Below are 15,653 nucleotides of genomic sequence, written 5' to 3' on the forward strand. Positions count from 1 at the left end.
TCGGCGAGGACTGTCTGAGGGGCGCAGCCCCGAGTTCCGCAGCCGCCCGGCGTTCCGAGTAGCGCAGGGAACCGGCGTAGCCGGCACCGACCCAGGGGTGGCCTTTTCTTTGGCTACTTTCTTTTGGCCACACAAAAGAAAGTACGCCCGCCAGCAAGGCGGAAACCCAAGCCAAAAATCAGGAAACCCTGATTCAGGCCACAAAACATCTATCCCCAACCTTGTCCCAAAGTGCCAAAATCGGCGAAAATCACCGGTTCTAGGCTTTTGCCTGAAGCACCCCCCATTTCCCCAAGGATTCTTCATGTCCAACCCCGAACAGCAAGCCCCGGTCCAGCAGGACGAAAACCAGCTCATCGCCGAGCGCCGCGCCAAACTGGCCGAGTGGCGAAAGACGGGGAAAGCCTTCCCGAACGACTTCCAGCGCGAGAACACCGCTGCCAAGGTCCTCGAAGGCTATGGCGAGAAGACGGCGGAAGAACTCGAAGGCTTGCCGGTCGAAGTCAAGGTCGCTGGCCGCATGATGCTCAAGCGCGTCATGGGCAAGGCTTCCTTCGCCACCATCCAGGATCTGTCGGGCCGCATCCAGATTTACGTGACGCGCGACCGCGTTGGTGAAGAGGTTTATGCCGATTTCAAGACCTGGGACCTCGGCGACATCATTGGCGTCACAGGCATCCTGATGAAGACCAAGACCGGCGAACTGTCGATCCAGGCCGCTGAAATCCGCCTGCTGACGAAGTCGCTGCGCCCGTTGCCGGACAAGTTCCACGGTCTGGCTGACCAGGAAATGAAGTACCGCCAGCGTTACGTCGACCTGATCATGAACGAGGAAACGCGCGCCACCTTCCGCGCCCGCTCGGACATCGTCGCCGCCATCCGCAACTACATGACCGGCCACGGCTTCATGGAAGTCGAAACGCCGATGATGCACCCGATCCCCGGCGGCGCCTCGGCCAAGCCTTTCGTCACGCACCACAACGCGCTCGACATGCAGCAGTTCCTGCGCATTGCCCCTGAGCTTTACCTCAAGCGCCTGGTCGTCGGCGGTTTCGAGAAGGTCTTCGAGATCAACCGCAATTTCCGCAACGAAGGTCTCTCGCCGCGCCACAACCCTGAATTCACGATGATGGAGTTCTACGAGGCGTATGCGAACTACCACACGCTGATGGATTTCACCGAAGGCCTGCTCCGTCACGCCGCCCGCGAAGCGCTGGGCAAGGAAGTCTTCATCTATCAGGGCCGCGAACTCGACCTCTCCAAGCCCTTCCATCGCCTGACCATCAATCAGGCCATCCAGCGCCAGCAGCCGGACTTCACCGACGAGCAACTGGCTGATACCGAATTCCTCAAGGCCAAGATCAAGCACTTCGGCGAGCCGCTCAAGCCGGGCGGCCTGGGCAGCCTGCAGTTGCAGCTGTTCGAAGCCTGTGCCGAAGCCCAGTGCTGGGAGCCGACTTTCATTATCGACTACCCGGTCGAAGTGTCGCCGCTGGCGCGTGCTTCCAATACCAATCCTGAAATTACCGAGCGTTTCGAGCTGTTCATTGTTGGGCGGGAGATTGCCAATGGCTTCTCCGAGCTGAACGATGCGGAAGACCAGGCGGCGCGCTTCCAGGAACAGATGAAGGCCAAGGATGCGGGGGATGAAGAGGCGATGTATTACGACGCCGATTTCATTCGCGCGCTGGAATACGGGCTGCCGCCGACTGGCGGGTGCGGGATCGGGATTGACCGGTTGATCATGCTGCTGACCGATGCAGCAGCGATCCGCGATGTGATTCTGTTCCCCTCCATGCGCCCCGAATGATGATCGGCTGCGCTTGGCGATACGGCGTTGCAACCGACCTTGCATAGCGCTGCTATGCGGCGGTCGGCTGCGCCTTGTCTCGCCGGCGCTCGCTCGATCATCGAGTTTTTCCGGTAATTTCTGATGCAAATTCGTCAGCTTCAAGTTGCTTGCGACCAAGTCCAGGATCGTCTGCTTCTGCGCATCTCGACGCAGGAAGACGAGGAATACCGGATCTGGCTGACCCGGCGCTTTCTGCGTGAACTGTGGCCGCACCTGTCCCGGCTTGCCGGGAAGCAGGCGGCGACGACGCCGATTGTTGGCGAAATTCCAGCCGATGATGCGGCCAACTTCGATCAGCCGTTTTCTGAAGAAAACGCCACTTTTCCACTCGGCTCAATACCGCTGCTCAGCAGCGAGCTCAAGGTCGACACCCTGAGCGATGGGACGTTTAACCTGAGCTTCCGCGAAGGCCGGGAGCGCAGTTTCCAGCTCGCCATGAACGTCGAGTTGCTGCAAACCCTCTGTGCCATGCTGCGCGCCGGCGCCGAGCATGCCCAATGGAATCTGGCGCTCGACGACGCCCCGGTGCCAGCGAGCCTCACGCCTGCCATCGATATCTCGCGCCTGCATTAGTGGAAAAACTGCAGCCCGCGCAGATCGAATTTGTCGCCTACGGCACGCCCTACTCCGCTGCCTTCGACGACGTCTATCACTCCGCCCTGGGCGGCCCGACACAGGCCCGCCACGTCTTTCTCGGTGGCAATGAACTGCCGCAGCGCTGGCAGGGCCGCGACCGCTTCGTCATCCTTGAAACCGGCTTCGGCACCGGGCTGAATTTCCTCGCCACCTGGCAAGCCTGGCGGGACGATCCGCAGCGTTGCCGGCGCCTGCATTTCATTTCCTGCGAAAAATTCCCGTTGACCGTGGCAGACCTCGCCACCTGCCAGCAAGCCTGGCCGGAATTCGGCGAGCTGGCGGCGGAACTGCAAAAGCACTGGCCGCCGCTGGCGCCCGGCATGCACCGCCTGCATCTCGACGGCGGACAGGTCATTTTGACGCTGCTTTTCGGTGATGCGTCAACGCAACTCCGCGCCATTGATGCCTCGGTCGATGCCTTCTTCCTCGACGGCTTTTCACCACAAAAGAATCCCGAACTGTGGTCACCGCAATTCTGCAAGGGCCTCGCCCGGCTCACCGCACCGGGCGCCACGCTGGCCACGTGGACAGTCGCCGGCCACGTCCGCCAGGCATTGAAAGACGCCGAGTTCGACGTCGAAAAACGTCCTGGCCCGGTCGGCAAGCGGCAGATGCTGGTCGGCCGCTTCCGTTCGCGCCGACCGGACCGTCACGTCGCGCCGACGGATCGCCGGGCCATCGTCATCGGTGCCGGTATCGCCGGCAGCGCCACGGCCTACGCGCTGGCCGCCGCCGGCTGGCAGGTCACCGTGCTCGAACAGGCAGAGGCCTCAGGAACCGGCGCCTCGAGCAATCTGGCCGGCATGCTGCGTCCGCTGCCCAGCGCCGACGACAACCGTCTTTCCCGCCTGACCCGCGCCGGCTTTCTCGCCACCCGCGCCCTGCTCGCCGGCCTGCCCGACGCCCGCTTGTCGCCCTGCGGCGTGCTGCATCTGGCCCGCGAGCCCGAACACGAAGCGCAGCAAAAGCGCGCCGTCGAACAACTCGGCTTGCCGCCCGAAATCCTGCAGTTCGTCGACAAGGATGAAGCCAGCCAATTGCTCGGCCAACCGGTCAATATCGGCGGCTGGTGGTTCCCGAGCGGCGGCTGGGTGCAACCGCCGTCGGTCTGCAAGGCAGCACTGGCCGCCTTTCCCGAAAAAATCACGACGCGCTTCAATGCCACGGTCAACCGGATTTTTCGGCCAAAAACGGAATGGCAGGCGCTTGATGCGGCCGGCAACATCCTGGCCGAAGCGCCGATTCTGATCATGGCCAGCGGCGCCGCCGCCCCGCGCTTCGAGCAATTCGCTTGGCTGCCGCAACGTTCCGGCCGCGGCCAGGTCAGCCATTTGCCAGCTGCCAACAGTACACCGCTCAAGGCCGTTCTGTTCCAGGTCGGCTACGCCATCCCGCCAGTTGACGGCACGCAACTGATCGGCGCCTCGCTTTCCTATGAGGACGAGGAGACCGCAGAACGCGAAAGCGACCACAGCGACAACCTCGCCCGACTCCGCCTGACCCTGCCCGACTTCGCCGCCGGACTCGACCCGGCCGCCCTGCACGGCCGAGTCGGCTTCCGCCCAATGTCGCCGGACCGCCTGCCCATCGTCGGCGCCGTCCCGGACACCCTGGCCGCCACGCCCAACACCCGCCTGCACAACATCCCGCGCCAGCCCGGCCTGTGGTGCGTCCAGGGTTTCGGGGCACGCGGCATCGTGTGGTCGGCGCTGATGGCCAACCTGCTGCTCAGCCAGATCGAAGGCGAACCGCTGCCCCTCGAACGCGACCTCGTCGATGCCCTCGACCCCGGCCGCTTCATGATCAAGGCGGCGCGCCATTCAGCCGAGACCTTTCCGGGTGATGAAGAAGCCAGCGAACCGTCAGCATGACGTTTGGGCATATCAATAGAAGACATCGATATTGGCGCCCGGCGCCGGGCGCGCTAAGCTAGGCAGCCCGTTTCCCGACTTTCCTTTTTCAACAACAACACAAAGAGAGACACGCATGAAGATCGAAACCATCGCCGTCCATGGCGGCTATTCGCCCGACCCGACCACCAAGGCCGTCGCCGTCCCCATCTACCAGACGACCTCCTACGCCTTCGACAGCACCCAGCACGGCGCCGACCTGTTCGACCTCAAGGTCGCCGGCAACATCTACACGCGCATCATGAACCCGACGCAGGACGTGCTCGAAAAGCGCGTCGCCGAAATGGAAGGCGGCATCGCCGGGCTGGCCCTGGCCTCGGGCATGGCGGCCATCACCGCCGCGATCCAGACCATTGCCGAAGCCGGCGACAATATCGTCACCTCGAGCACCTTGTACGGCGGCACCTACAACCTGTTCGCCCACACCCTGCCGCAATACGGCATCGATGTCCGCTTCGCCGACTACCGCGATCCGGCCGCCTTTGAAAAGCTCATCGACGCCAAAACCAAGGCCGTCTTCTGCGAATCCGTCGGCAACCCGCTCGGCAATGTCGTCGATTTCGAAAAGCTCGCCGAAATCGCCCACAAGCATGGCGTGCCGGTCATCGTCGACAACACCGTGCCCTCCCCCTACCTGTGCCGCCCCTTCGAGCACGGCGCCGACATCGTCGTGCACGCCCTGACCAAGTACCTCGGCGGCCACGGCAACAGCCTCGGCGGCATCATCGTCGACAGCGGCAAGTTCCCGTGGGCCGAGCACAAGGCCAAGTTCAAGCGCCTCAACGAGCCGGACGTGTCCTACCACGGCGTCGTCTACACCGAAGCCCTCGGCCCCGCCGCCTACATCGGCCGCGCCCGCGTCGTCCCGCTGCGCAACATGGGCGCCGCCATCAGCCCATTCAACGCCTTCCTGATCCTGCAAGGCATCGAGACGCTGGCCCTGCGCATGGACCGCATCTGCGAAAACTCGCTCAAGATCGCCAATTTCCTCAAGAGCCACCCGAAGTGCAGCTGGGTCAATTACGCCGGCCTGCCCGACCACAAGGACCACGCGCTGGTCCAAAAATACATGGGCGGCCGCGCCTCCGGCATCCTCAACTTCGGCGTCAAGGGCGGCAGCGTGGCTGGCGGCAAGTTCCAGGATGCCCTGCAACTCGTCACCCGCCTCGTCAACATCGGCGACTGCAAAACCCTCGCCTGCCATCCGGCATCGACCACCCACCGCCAGCTGTCGCCGGAAGAACTGGCCAAGGCCGGCGTCTCCGAAGACATGATCCGCCTGTCAGTCGGCATCGAGCACATCGACGATCTGATCGCCGATCTGGATCAGGCACTCAACGCCGCGTGATTAAAAGGCACTCAACAAAAACCCGGCCTCGTGCCGGGTTTTTTCTTTGAAGCGCGGCCAGTGTTGAGCCTGATTTTTCGGTCTGGGATGCGCCCTTTGCGGTCACAGGCGAGTTTGATCGCTTCAATGGTTCTAGTTCGATCCGATCAAGCGGAGCACAACAAAAGCAATCGCAAACAGCAATAGCGATAAATGTACCCCTCGAAGCAAATTGCCAATAATGGGGCGACTCTTAGCCACTTCTCTTGTTATCGAAAGGTATGACCCGCCTTGGCTTTCTGCAATTCGCTGAAAGTCATTTCGACAAAGAATACTCAGCACAAGGCCAAGGACTGCGAACGCAAGAAGCCCCAAAAACAATAGATCATCCGAAGATGCCATTTGCGCCAACCCAGTGATTAAACGGCAATGATCCTAGCATAGTGACTGGCTGGTCATGGCCGATTGCCGGCGTTCACCTGCAAACAATCTTGATTAACCCGGCAACAAATAAATTACTAGACGACTGGTCTATTTGTTGGCAAACTACGCCCCATGAACACTCGTCACGACAACACGCGCCAGCACATTCTCGACACCGGTCTCGGTATCTTTGCAGGGAAGGGCTTCGCCAGCGTTGGTCTGAACGAATTGCTGAAGGCCGCCGGCGTGCCGAAGGGCTCGTTCTATCACTATTTCGAATCGAAGGAAGACTATGGCAAGGCCCTGCTCGAAGACTACTTCGCGCGCTATCTGGCCGATATCGACAGTCTGTTTGCGCTCGAAGCAGCATCGGGCCATGAGCGCCTTATGCGCTACTGGCAGCGCTGGGTGGACAAGCAGTGCACTGAATGCGCCGAGCAGAAATGCCTGGTGGTCAAGCTCGCCGCCGAGGTCTCCGACCTGTCGGACACCATGCGCCTGACTTTGCGCGATGGTACCGACCGCATTGTGGACCGCATCGCCGGCGCCATTGAAGGCGGCGTCGCCGATACCTCGTTGCCAGCACTTGAGGCCCGGCCGACTGCGCAATTGCTCTATCAACTCTGGCTGGGCGCCAGCCTGCTCGGCAAGCTGCACCGCAACAGCCAGTCCCTCGAAAATGCTATGCGCTTTACCAGACAGTTGCTGACGCCTTGAATCATTGAACATCCGACCACAGGCCGCATGCTGTTGCGGCCTATTTTTAACCCGAACTCATAGACGACCGGTCTAATTTTCATCAGTTACCAATCAGGAGATTCAACATGACTTCCCTGTTCGACCCGATCCAAGTCGGCGATATCGCCCTCGCCAACCGCATCGTCATGGCGCCGCTGACACGCAACCGCGCCATTGCCGGCAATGTCGCCGGGCCGCTGACCGTCGAGTATTACCGCCAGCGCGCCACGGCCGGCCTGATCATCGCCGAGGCCAGCCAGATCAGCCCGATGGCCCAAGGCTACCTCGCCACCCCGGGCATCCACAGCCCGGAACAGATCGCAGGCTGGCGCCAGGTGACCGATGCCGTGCATGCCGCCGGCGGCAAGATCGTGCTGCAACTGTGGCACGTCGGGCGCATTTCGCACACCTCACTGCTGCCGGATGGCGCGGCGCCGGTTTCATCGACCGACAAGGTGGCCGAAGCCTCGACCTTTACCAGCGACGGTTTCGTCCCGGTGTCGAAGCCACGCGCCCTGCGCGACGATGAAATCCCGGGCCTCGTCGAGGATTACCGCCGCGCCGCGCGCAACGCCATCGATGCCGGCTTTGATGGCGTCGAGCTGCATGCTGCCAACACCTACCTGATCGAACAGTTCCTGCGCGACAGCGTTAATGACCGCAGCGGCCCCTACGGCGGCAGCATTGCCAACCGCACCCGCCTGCTGCTCGAAGTGGTCACGGCGATCACCAAGGAAATCGGCGCCGGCCGCACCGGCATCCGCCTGAGCCCGATGACGACTTTCACGGCGCCGCTCGACAGCGATCCGCAGGCGCTCTACGGCTATGTCGTCGAACAGTTGGCACCGCTCGGCCTGGCTTATCTGCACGTGATCGAAGGCGAAACTGGCGGCACGCGCACGCCCGAGGCCAAGGCTTTCGACTACGAAGCCCTGCATCGCGCCTTCCCGGGCGCCTGGATGCTCAACAACGGCTATTCGCGTGACTTGGCCATCGAGAATGTCGCAGCCGGCAAGGCCGACCTGGTTGCCTTCGGCCGCTCGTTCATCAGCACACCGGACCTCGTCCGCCGCCTGAAGGACGACCTGCCGCTCAATGAACTGCAGGCCGACAAGCTGTATGGCGGTGGGGCGGAGGGTTACACCGACTACCCGGCGCTGGCTGCCTGATCATCAACTGACTCGCGCCCCGACCGGCCAAGCGCCCGCCGGGGCCGACTTTCCCGGAAATACCATGTCCGAATACCGCCGCTGGCTGCCCGCCCTCGCCCTGATCGTCCTCTCGCTGACCTGGGGCTACACCTGGGTGCTCGCCAAGCAGGGCCTGGCCTACGCGCCGCCCTTCGCCTTTGCCGCTGAACGCTGCGTCGGCGCCGCCCTGGCGCTGATCATCGCGGTCAAGCTGAGCGGGCGTTCGCTGAAGCTGGTCGCCCCGCGCCAGACCATCGCCATTGGCCTGGCGCAAGTATCGGGGTTCATGATTTTCCAGACGTGGGCGCTGGTCGAAGGCGGTCCCGGCAAGACGGCGGTACTGATTTTCACCATGCCGATCTGGACGTTGCTGCTCGCCTGGCCCATCCTCGGCGAGCGCGTGCGCGGCAAGCAGTGGCTGGCCGCGGCGAGCACGCTGGGCGGACTGCTCCTCATCATCGAACCGTGGGACATGCACGCCAGCCTGTTCAGCAAGTTCCTCGGCCTCATGGCGGCGCTGTGCTGGGCGACCGGCACCATCCTGATCAAGCGCCTGCGCAGCAAAACGCCGGTCGACCTGCTGACCCTGACCACCTGGCAGATGATCATCGGTGCCGTTCCGCTCGTCCTGCTCGCCTTGATCGTGCCCGAACACCCGACAGAATGGAGCGGTAGCTATGTCGGCATCCTCATTTTCATGTCGATCGGCAGCACGGCTATGTGCTGGTGGCTATGGATCTATATCCTCGACCGCGTGCCGGCCTGGGAAGCAAGTCTGTCGGTGCTCGGCACGCCGGTGGTGGCCATTATTTCGTCGCGCCTGATTTTCGGCGAGGCCTTCAAAACCAGTGAAATCGCCGGCATCGTGCTGATCGGCAGCGGCCTGGCCCTACTTTCCCTGCTCGGCTGGGCAGCGAGCCGGCGCGATCCGGCAAAACAGATTGAGGAGGCAGCATGAACACCCTGCACGACACCAAACTCTCGATGCTCGACCTCGTTGCCATCCGCGAGGGCGGCACGACGGCCGAGGCGCTGGCCATCGCCCGCGATACGGCTCGCCATGTCGAGAAGCTCGGCTTCACCCGCTACTGGCTGGCCGAGCACCACAACATGCCGGGCATCGCCAGTTCGGCCACGGCCGTGCTGGTCGGCTACATTGCCGGGGCGACCAGCCGCATCCGCGTCGGATCGGGCGGCATCATGCTGCCCAACCATGCGCCGCTGGTCGTTGCCGAAGCCTTCGGCACGCTGGCCGAAATCTACCCCGGCCGCATCGATCTCGGCCTCGGCCGCGCACCGGGAACCGACCAGATGACCATGCGCGCGCTGCGCCGCGATCGCATCGAAACGGAAGCCGATTTCCCGCGAGCCGTCAGCGAACTGCAGCAACTGCTCGGCCCCCGTTTGCCGGAGCAGAAGGTGATCGCCGTGCCCGGCAACGGCACCGAAGTGCCGATCTGGCTGCTTGGATCGAGTCTGTTTTCCGCCCGCCTGGCGGCCGAACGCGGCCTGCCCTATTCCTTTGCCTCGCATTTCGCGCCGGCCATGCTGTTGCCAGCCATCGATATCTACCGGCGCAATTTCCGCCCTTCGGCCAAATTCGACAAGCCCTACGTGATGATCGGCGTGCCGGTCATTGCCGCGCCAACCGACAACGAAGCCGAGTTCCTGGCCAGCAGCACCTACCAGCGCGTCCTCGGGATCCTGCGCGGCGACCGGCGCAGCCTGCCAGCGCCAGTCGCCGACTTCCTGAGCGGTTTGCATCCGCAGGAACGGTCGGGCATCGCCGACTTTCTTGGCGCGGCTGTCATCGGCGGGCCGGATACCGTGCGCGCCGGCCTGAAGGCGTTGAAGCAGGCAACCAGTGCCGACGAAATTATCCTGGTCAGCGATATCTTCGACCCCGCGCTGCGTCTGCGTTCGCTTGAAATCACGGCTGATTTGTTTGTACCAGACGCCAGCTGATTCTCACCCATCACGATTAAACAACCCGGCCTAGCGCCGGGTTTTTTTACGTCATCTCATGCCAATAAATTTAACAATAAACAATAAATTCAATAATTTAAAACAAACACACGATACGAAAAAGCGATTCACCAAAAACCAGCCGATCTGTTGACCTGGATCATGATCCGCCCCGATTTATGACCAGAGAATGCCCCACACAGTCGCCGGAGGCTCCCGGCGACCAACAGACCAAAATCAAAATGGAGATAGCGCAATGCAGCAGCCAGTCAGCGAAATCAAGATCGTCATGTCCGACCCCACCGCACTCGGGGTCTTCGGCCTTTCCATGGTTACCTTTGTAGCAGCGTCGGCCAAGCTGGGCTGGACCAGCGGCGTCACCTACATCATTCCCTGGGCGCTGTTCCTCGGCTCCGTGGCGCAAATCTGGGCATCGATGGTCGACTTCAAGAAAAACAATTATTTCGGCTCCATCGTCCTCGGCGCTTATGGCTTGTTCTGGATCGCCGTCGCCATGCACTGGGCGATCAGCCTTGGCTGGCTGGGCCCCATTGGCGACAAGGGCGATCCGAAGCAACTGGCTTTCGCCTGCATCGGTTATTTCATCCTCTCCCTGTTCATCATGGTCGCCGCCTTCGAGGCCAACAAGGTCTTCGCCGCCATCCTGGTCCTCATCAACGTCCTGCTGCCGTCGCTCGCGCTGTCCATCCTCGGCATCAACGTGCCGCTGTTCGGCACCCTGGCCGCCTATTCCGAACTGGGCATCGCGCTGCTGGGTTTCTACGCAACCGGCGCCATCTTTCTCAACAACTTTTTCGGCCGCACCATCCTTTCGCTTGGTGCCCCGCTCGGGCTCATCGCCAAGGGCCCGGCACTGGTCAAGCCACAACTGGTCAAAGCCGCTGCCTGACTTGTCTCTGCGCCCATGACAAACCCGGCCAGACGCCGGGTTTGTCGTTTTTTTGCAGCGTAAAACATTTCAAATTTGGCCGTTTTTTCCGGTTGACCGTGGCATATCCGCCGGCGCCGGCCTGAGCCTCGCCGCAAACGCCTGTCGCTCTCCCGATGGCATTTATTTGTCCCCGCGAGCCGACGACGGAGAATGTCATCGTGCTATTCTGAATTGCGTTTCAACGTGATCAACCGGCAAGCGAAAGGAGTTCCCTCCATGCTGACCCCGACTCAGAAACAGACGGCGCAATCGATCATCAACCTCTTTGAAACCGGCGTGGTCCTCGGCGACTATGGCAGTGTGACGGTAATTCCCGGCGATACCGGCCACCTCACCTTCGGCCGTTCGCAAACAACCCTCGCCTCGGGCAATCTGCTCGATCTGCTGCAGCGCTACTGCACCAACGACGGCGCCCGTTTCGGGCCACGGCTGTCACCCTGGCTGCCACGTTTCGAAGCCATCGATCTGGGCCTGGACAACGAGCTTCGCTTGCACAACCTGCTGCGCGCGACGGCCGACGATCCGGTCATGCGCGAAACCCAGGACCAGTTTTTCGACGAGGTTTACTGGCAGACGGCCGCCCGCATCGCCGCCAACCTCGGCATCACCTCGGCCCTTGGCACTGCGGTGGTCTATGACAGCACCGTGCATGGTTCCTGGAAAGCTATGCGTGACCGCACCATGGCCCAGTCCGGCAGCCTCGCGGCGCTTGGCGAAAAGAAGTGGATCGCGGCCTACGTCGCGACCCGCCGCGCCTGGCTGACCAATCATCCGCGCAGCGATTTGCGCAAAACGGCTTACCGGATGGATGCCTTCCAGCGCCTGATCGAGCAAGGCTACTGGGGGCTGGAACTGCCGCTCGTCATCCGCGGCGCCGAAATCTCGCTGAGCACCCTGCGCGCCATGCCGCCCGGTTGCTACGACGGCCCGCAGCCCGGCACCCGCGCCATCGCGCTGCAAAGCCCGCTGGCCCGCGGCCTCGATGTCCGACTTGTGCAGTTGGGACTATCCGAACAAGGCGTCCCGATCAAAGCCGACGGCATCTTCGGCCAGACCAGTGCCAATTTGCTCAAGCAGTATCAGGCAAAGACAGGCTTACCTGCCACCGGCGTCGCCGACAGCACTTTGATTGCTCGCCTGGTCGCCTAGATTCGGGCTTGGGGCTGGACCTCCCCGGCCGGCAGCGGCGGTTGCGGCCGACTGATGACGTAGAGCACCACGGCACAGGCCACCAGAAAGGCGACCGTGGCCAGCGCACTTGGCACCCAGCTATCAGCCAGCCCACGCTCCATCCACAGCCAGATGAACAGGCCAAAGGCCGGCAAGGCCAGCAGGGCACAAAACACTGAGGTGGCCAGGGCCACCTTTTGCCCTATATGTCGTTTCAGATCACTCATTCGACTTCCTCTACCATCAGCCATATCGAGCGATTGTCACGCGCATCGCTGGTTGAAAGACTGAGCGCGCCGCCCTGATTACCACTGGCCTGGCGACCGCTGCCGCCGAGCTCGATCCATTCGCCCAGACGCCCGGAAACCGTCGTCGAAAGGCGCTGCGTGTTAATGCTGCCATAGCCGCCCTGACTGGCCGCCTGCTGGCTGATGTCGAGTGTGACATGGCTGCCGTTTACGCGCGGCACGGCATAAAAGCCGCGGCCTACATCCTGATAAATGACGTTCTCGTTGATCACCGCGCCGCCGGGGCCAATCACGACCTGGCGCATCGGGACGGGCAGCGAACGACCAACCTGGATGAAGGCCTGGCCACCTTCGACGGTCTGCACCATCTGCGCCGCGCTCTCGCCACGCACGCTCTTGGTATCCCAGACACTGGCTTCGACATGACTGCGCCGGGTGCTGCCAAGGACGACCTGACCGCTCGCCTCGGCACCCCTCGCGCTGTCTTCGGCCTGGCGGTTTTGCGAAACACGAATGATCAGGCGCCGGGTCGGCTTGTCGATGGCCGCCAGCGCCCGCTTGATGTCGGCCCGGTTGCGCGGCGAGGCCTTGAGAAACAGCTGGTTGTTCATGCCGGTCAAGGTGCCGCCCGGCTCGACCAGCGGCAACAGCGCCGGCAGCACATCCTCGACGTTCTTGCTCCGGAGTTCGATGACTTCCATCTGCTGGGCCCACAGCGAAGTGCTGAACAGGCAGGCCAGCAGGCAAAGAATGCGAAGGATCATGGACGTTCTCCGGTTGGCGTGACAGGTCACTCGAGACAGACGGCGACCCGGTAGCATTCGGCCAGATCTTCGGCAACCAGGCTGACGACGCCCGGATCGGCGCGTCCCAGATCAGCGCGTTCCTGAAGGATGGCCAATATCTTGGCCGGCGTCATTGATCTGCGATAAGGACGGTCCTGCGCCAGCGCCTGAAAGATATCGGCCACATTGATGATGCGCGCCTCGATGGGCAGCGCGGCCCCGCCGATGTGGAACGGATAGCCATGGCCATCCGGCGTTTCGTGATGCAGCGAGGCCCAGCGGGCGATTTCGGCGATGGCATGCAGCCGTTTGAGGACTTGCAGCGTCCCGTAGCTGTGGCTCTTCATGATGTCGAACTCATGCGCCGTCAGTGCACTTTCACCCTCGATGATCTCGTCGGGAATCTGCAGCTTGCCAATGTCGTGCAGCAAACCGGCCACTTCAATTTTTTCGCAGGTGATGGCATCGAGCCCGAGTCGTTCGGCGAGGTGGCGCGACAGCCGCGAGACGCCTTGCGAATGCCGCTCGGTGTAAGGCGATTTGGCGTCGATGATGCGCGAAAAAATGGTGGCGCACTGCTTGAACTCGATCCAGCCGATCATCTTCAGGTCGCCATGGGATTCCATTTCGGCTTGATATTGCTGCACCCATTCCGGCTGCAAGGCGAGCCAGAAAGCCTCTTCCTGCGAGATCAGTTCGAAGGCATCGACCAACTCGGGCGAAAACAGGCGCCCGCGCGCCGAAGCCAGACGGGCGCGAATCTCGTCAGCATGCGACAGCACGCTCTGATCGGCATGGTAGGGCGCAGCCAGGACATCAATGCGGTCGGCCAGATAGATCAGGTTGGCAAAGCGCACCGTATCACTGGGCAGTGTCTGTGTTACCAGCCATTCCCAGGCGCTGTGGTGATAACGGATGATCGGAGCCAGATGGGCCAGCGGCGGGAAGTCGGCCAGCAGTTCGTCGCCGCGAATGCAATGCTCTTCGGCGCCATCCCATTCGAGATCGACGACCAGACGATGGTGTACCCGCGTCGAAGACACGCCGCAATCATGCAGCAGGCCGGCATCGTAAAGGATCAGCTGATCGGCCTCGCTCCACCCCATGCGGATGGCCATCTCGCGTGCCAGCATGCCAACCCGGCGGCCGTGCATGACATCATCGACACCCACCAGATCGATGGTGTTGGCGATGGTCATCACCAGCTGCCGAAGATCAATGGCCAAGTCAGCAGGGAGCAAGGTTTCGGTCATCAGGTCAGCTCACCGCGTGGGGCAAGGCGAGGTACTCCCTGGAGTTCATTTCGGTCAGCCGGCTCACCGTGCGTGCAAACTCGCTGGCCTGCGTGCCCTCGGTGTAGAGCCCGTCAGCCGCACAGTCGGCGGTGATGATGAGCTTGACCTTGTGGTCGTAGAAAACGTCGACCAGCCACGTGAAGCGGCGCGCCTCGGAGGCCTGATGCGTGGTCATTTTCGGCACATGCGAGAGGAGCACGGTGTGGTAGCCGCGGGCGATTTCGAGATAGTCGTTCTGCGAACGCGGTCCGCCACAGAGGGTGCGAAAATCGAACCAGATCACGCCATGGCCACGTCGTACGGAATCGATGTCGCGGCCCAGCACCTCAATATGGCCACCCTTCTTGCCATCCTCCCCGGCAACCATTTTGAAATAGTCGAGCATCTTTTTTTCAGCCGTGGCGTCGGCCGGGTGATGATAGATTTCGACCTGTTCGAGCGCCCGCAAACGGTAGTCCGTACCGGCATCGACCTCGAAGACATCGAGATGCTTGTTGAGCAGAGCGATGGTCGGCAGAAAGCTTTCCCGATGCAGGCCGTTCGGATACAGCATATCCGGCGGATAGTTGGAAGTCATCACGATGATGACCCCTTGGGCAAACAGACCGTCCATCAAACGGCCAAGAATCATGGCGTCGGCAATGTCGGAAACGTGGAATTCGTCGAAACAGAGCAGGCGCACTTCCTTGGCGATCTGCTCGGCCAGCCTCAGCATCGGGTCCGGTTCGCCCTTGTATTTTTCGAGGTCATGATGAATCTGCTGCATGAAGGCGTGGAAGTGAATGCGACGCTTGCGCCGATAAGGCACCGAGTCGTAAAAGCAATCCATCAGGAAGCTCTTGCCGCGGCCTACCCCGCCCCAGAAATAGACGCCCTTGGGCGGCTTGGGCGGCGAAAGCAGGCGCTTGAAGGTGCTGCCACGGTCAACCTTAAAAAACAGCAAATTTGTATAAAGGCTCTGCAAGGCAGTCGCAGCAGTCATCTGGGCGGCATCGGCCATGTAGCCACGGGCATCGAGCAGGTTCTTGTAGGCGTCGAGCATGCCCTGCGCGGCGACATTGAGTTTTTTATGGGGCATTGGGGGTGAATCAGGTTTGGGGTAAAAACGTATTCTGCCAAAGAAAAAGGCGGGTGCGTTGCCGCAACCCGCCTTTCTGGCAAA

At 61.9% G+C, this 15,653-nt stretch carries 14 protein-coding genes; 10 read left to right on the plus strand and 4 right to left on the minus strand.

The genetic code is table 11. The annotated features are described in order from the left end of the window. Window positions 1-304: 304 nt before the first annotated feature. The 10 genes from lysS to WBK19_RS14590 all read left to right on the plus strand — a co-directional run bounded on the left by lysS (window position 305) and on the right by WBK19_RS14590 (window position 12,142). Entirely contained in the window at window positions 305-1,810 is a 1,506-nt protein-coding gene (lysS, locus tag WBK19_RS14545; RefSeq protein WP_511290921.1) for a lysine--tRNA ligase, read from the plus strand. A 123-nt stretch (window positions 1,811-1,933) separates the two neighbouring features. Then, window positions 1,934-2,425, plus strand: coding sequence for a hypothetical protein (locus tag WBK19_RS14550; RefSeq protein ID WP_511290923.1), 492 nt, complete (start codon window positions 1,934-1,936; stop codon window positions 2,423-2,425). Further along, window positions 2,425-4,359, plus strand: coding sequence for a bifunctional tRNA (5-methylaminomethyl-2-thiouridine)(34)-methyltransferase MnmC2/FAD-dependent 5-carboxymethylaminomethyl-2-thiouridine(34) oxidoreductase MnmC1 (gene mnmC, locus WBK19_RS14555; RefSeq protein ID WP_511290925.1), 1,935 nt, complete (start codon window positions 2,425-2,427; stop codon window positions 4,357-4,359). The genes WBK19_RS14550 and mnmC overlap by 1 nt, the downstream gene beginning before the upstream one ends. A 115-nt stretch (window positions 4,360-4,474) precedes the next feature. Beyond that, window positions 4,475-5,746 (plus strand): O-acetylhomoserine aminocarboxypropyltransferase/cysteine synthase family protein, encoded by a 1,272-nt coding sequence (locus WBK19_RS14560; RefSeq protein WP_511290927.1) that lies wholly within the window; start codon window positions 4,475-4,477, stop codon window positions 5,744-5,746. Window positions 5,747-6,280: 534 nt separating this feature from the next. Continuing rightward, complete coding sequence (gene curR, locus WBK19_RS14565) at window positions 6,281-6,865, plus strand: TetR family transcriptional repressor CurR (RefSeq protein WP_511290929.1); 585 nt, start codon at window positions 6,281-6,283, stop codon at window positions 6,863-6,865. 107 nt (window positions 6,866-6,972) lie between these two features. Beyond that, window positions 6,973-8,055 (plus strand): alkene reductase, encoded by a 1,083-nt coding sequence (locus WBK19_RS14570; RefSeq protein WP_511290931.1) that lies wholly within the window; start codon window positions 6,973-6,975, stop codon window positions 8,053-8,055. A 64-nt stretch (window positions 8,056-8,119) separates the two neighbouring features. After that, window positions 8,120-9,034: a DMT family transporter gene (locus WBK19_RS14575; RefSeq protein WP_511290933.1), complete on the plus strand. Its 915-nt coding sequence runs from the start codon at window positions 8,120-8,122 to the stop codon at window positions 9,032-9,034. Continuing rightward, window positions 9,031-10,041: an LLM class flavin-dependent oxidoreductase gene (locus WBK19_RS14580; RefSeq protein ID WP_511290935.1), complete on the plus strand. Its 1,011-nt coding sequence runs from the start codon at window positions 9,031-9,033 to the stop codon at window positions 10,039-10,041. Before WBK19_RS14575 ends, WBK19_RS14580 begins: the two co-directional genes overlap by 4 nt. A gap of 256 nt (window positions 10,042-10,297) precedes the next feature. Beyond that, entirely contained in the window at window positions 10,298-10,951 is a 654-nt protein-coding gene (locus tag WBK19_RS14585) for an acetate uptake transporter (protein ID WP_511290937.1), read from the plus strand. Window positions 10,952-11,209: 258 nt separating this feature from the next. Further along, window positions 11,210-12,142: a chitosanase gene (locus tag WBK19_RS14590; protein ID WP_511290939.1), complete on the plus strand. Its 933-nt coding sequence runs from the start codon at window positions 11,210-11,212 to the stop codon at window positions 12,140-12,142. Here the strand turns inward: WBK19_RS14590 and WBK19_RS14595 are convergent. From WBK19_RS14595 to zapE, 4 genes are read right to left on the minus strand one after another with little or no spacing between them, the layout of a single operon-like run. Further along, window positions 12,139-12,390: a hypothetical protein gene (locus WBK19_RS14595; RefSeq protein ID WP_511290941.1), complete on the minus strand. Its 252-nt coding sequence runs from the start codon at window positions 12,388-12,390 to the stop codon at window positions 12,139-12,141. The genes WBK19_RS14590 and WBK19_RS14595 overlap by 4 nt on opposite strands. Continuing rightward, complete coding sequence (locus tag WBK19_RS14600) at window positions 12,387-13,175, minus strand: secretin N-terminal domain-containing protein (protein ID WP_511290943.1); 789 nt, start codon at window positions 13,173-13,175, stop codon at window positions 12,387-12,389. Before WBK19_RS14600 ends, WBK19_RS14595 begins: the two co-directional genes overlap by 4 nt. A gap of 26 nt (window positions 13,176-13,201) precedes the next feature. Continuing rightward, a complete protein-coding gene (locus WBK19_RS14605; protein ID WP_511290945.1) occupies window positions 13,202-14,449 on the minus strand; it encodes an HD-GYP domain-containing protein in 1,248 nt (415 codons plus the stop codon). A gap of 4 nt (window positions 14,450-14,453) precedes the next feature. Further along, window positions 14,454-15,569 carry a cell division protein ZapE gene (gene zapE, locus WBK19_RS14610; protein ID WP_511290947.1) on the minus strand — a complete coding sequence of 372 codons (1,116 nt, stop codon included), beginning with the start codon at window positions 15,567-15,569 and terminating at the stop codon, window positions 14,454-14,456. Window positions 15,570-15,653: the final 84 nt, after the last annotated feature.

The organism is Azonexus sp. (genome assembly GCF_049652925.1).
In the GTDB taxonomy this organism is placed as follows: Bacteria; Pseudomonadota; Gammaproteobacteria; order Burkholderiales; family Rhodocyclaceae; genus Azonexus.

What these genes read in the sequence shown, in the direction of transcription:
- WBK19_RS14550 (WP_511290923.1), top strand. Translation starts at nt 1,934, where the DNA reads ATGCAAATTCGTCAGCTTCAAGTTGCTTGCGACCAAGTCCAGGATCGT.
- WBK19_RS14585 (WP_511290937.1), top strand. Translation starts at nt 10,298, where the DNA reads ATGCAGCAGCCAGTCAGCGAAATCAAGATCGTCATGTCCGACCCCACC.
- WBK19_RS14595 (WP_511290941.1), bottom strand. Translation starts at nt 12,390, where the DNA reads ATGAGTGATCTGAAACGACATATAGGGCAAAAGGTGGCCCTGGCCACC.
- curR (WP_511290929.1), top strand. Translation starts at nt 6,281, where the DNA reads ATGAACACTCGTCACGACAACACGCGCCAGCACATTCTCGACACCGGT.
- WBK19_RS14560 (WP_511290927.1), top strand. Translation starts at nt 4,475, where the DNA reads ATGAAGATCGAAACCATCGCCGTCCATGGCGGCTATTCGCCCGACCCG.
- WBK19_RS14580 (WP_511290935.1), top strand. Translation starts at nt 9,031, where the DNA reads ATGAACACCCTGCACGACACCAAACTCTCGATGCTCGACCTCGTTGCC.
- zapE (WP_511290947.1), bottom strand. Translation starts at nt 15,569, where the DNA reads ATGCCCCATAAAAAACTCAATGTCGCCGCGCAGGGCATGCTCGACGCC.
- WBK19_RS14605 (WP_511290945.1), bottom strand. Translation starts at nt 14,449, where the DNA reads ATGACCGAAACCTTGCTCCCTGCTGACTTGGCCATTGATCTTCGGCAG.
- WBK19_RS14570 (WP_511290931.1), top strand. Translation starts at nt 6,973, where the DNA reads ATGACTTCCCTGTTCGACCCGATCCAAGTCGGCGATATCGCCCTCGCC.
- lysS (WP_511290921.1), top strand. Translation starts at nt 305, where the DNA reads ATGTCCAACCCCGAACAGCAAGCCCCGGTCCAGCAGGACGAAAACCAG.
- WBK19_RS14590 (WP_511290939.1), top strand. Translation starts at nt 11,210, where the DNA reads ATGCTGACCCCGACTCAGAAACAGACGGCGCAATCGATCATCAACCTC.
- WBK19_RS14600 (WP_511290943.1), bottom strand. Translation starts at nt 13,175, where the DNA reads ATGATCCTTCGCATTCTTTGCCTGCTGGCCTGCCTGTTCAGCACTTCG.
- WBK19_RS14575 (WP_511290933.1), top strand. Translation starts at nt 8,120, where the DNA reads ATGTCCGAATACCGCCGCTGGCTGCCCGCCCTCGCCCTGATCGTCCTC.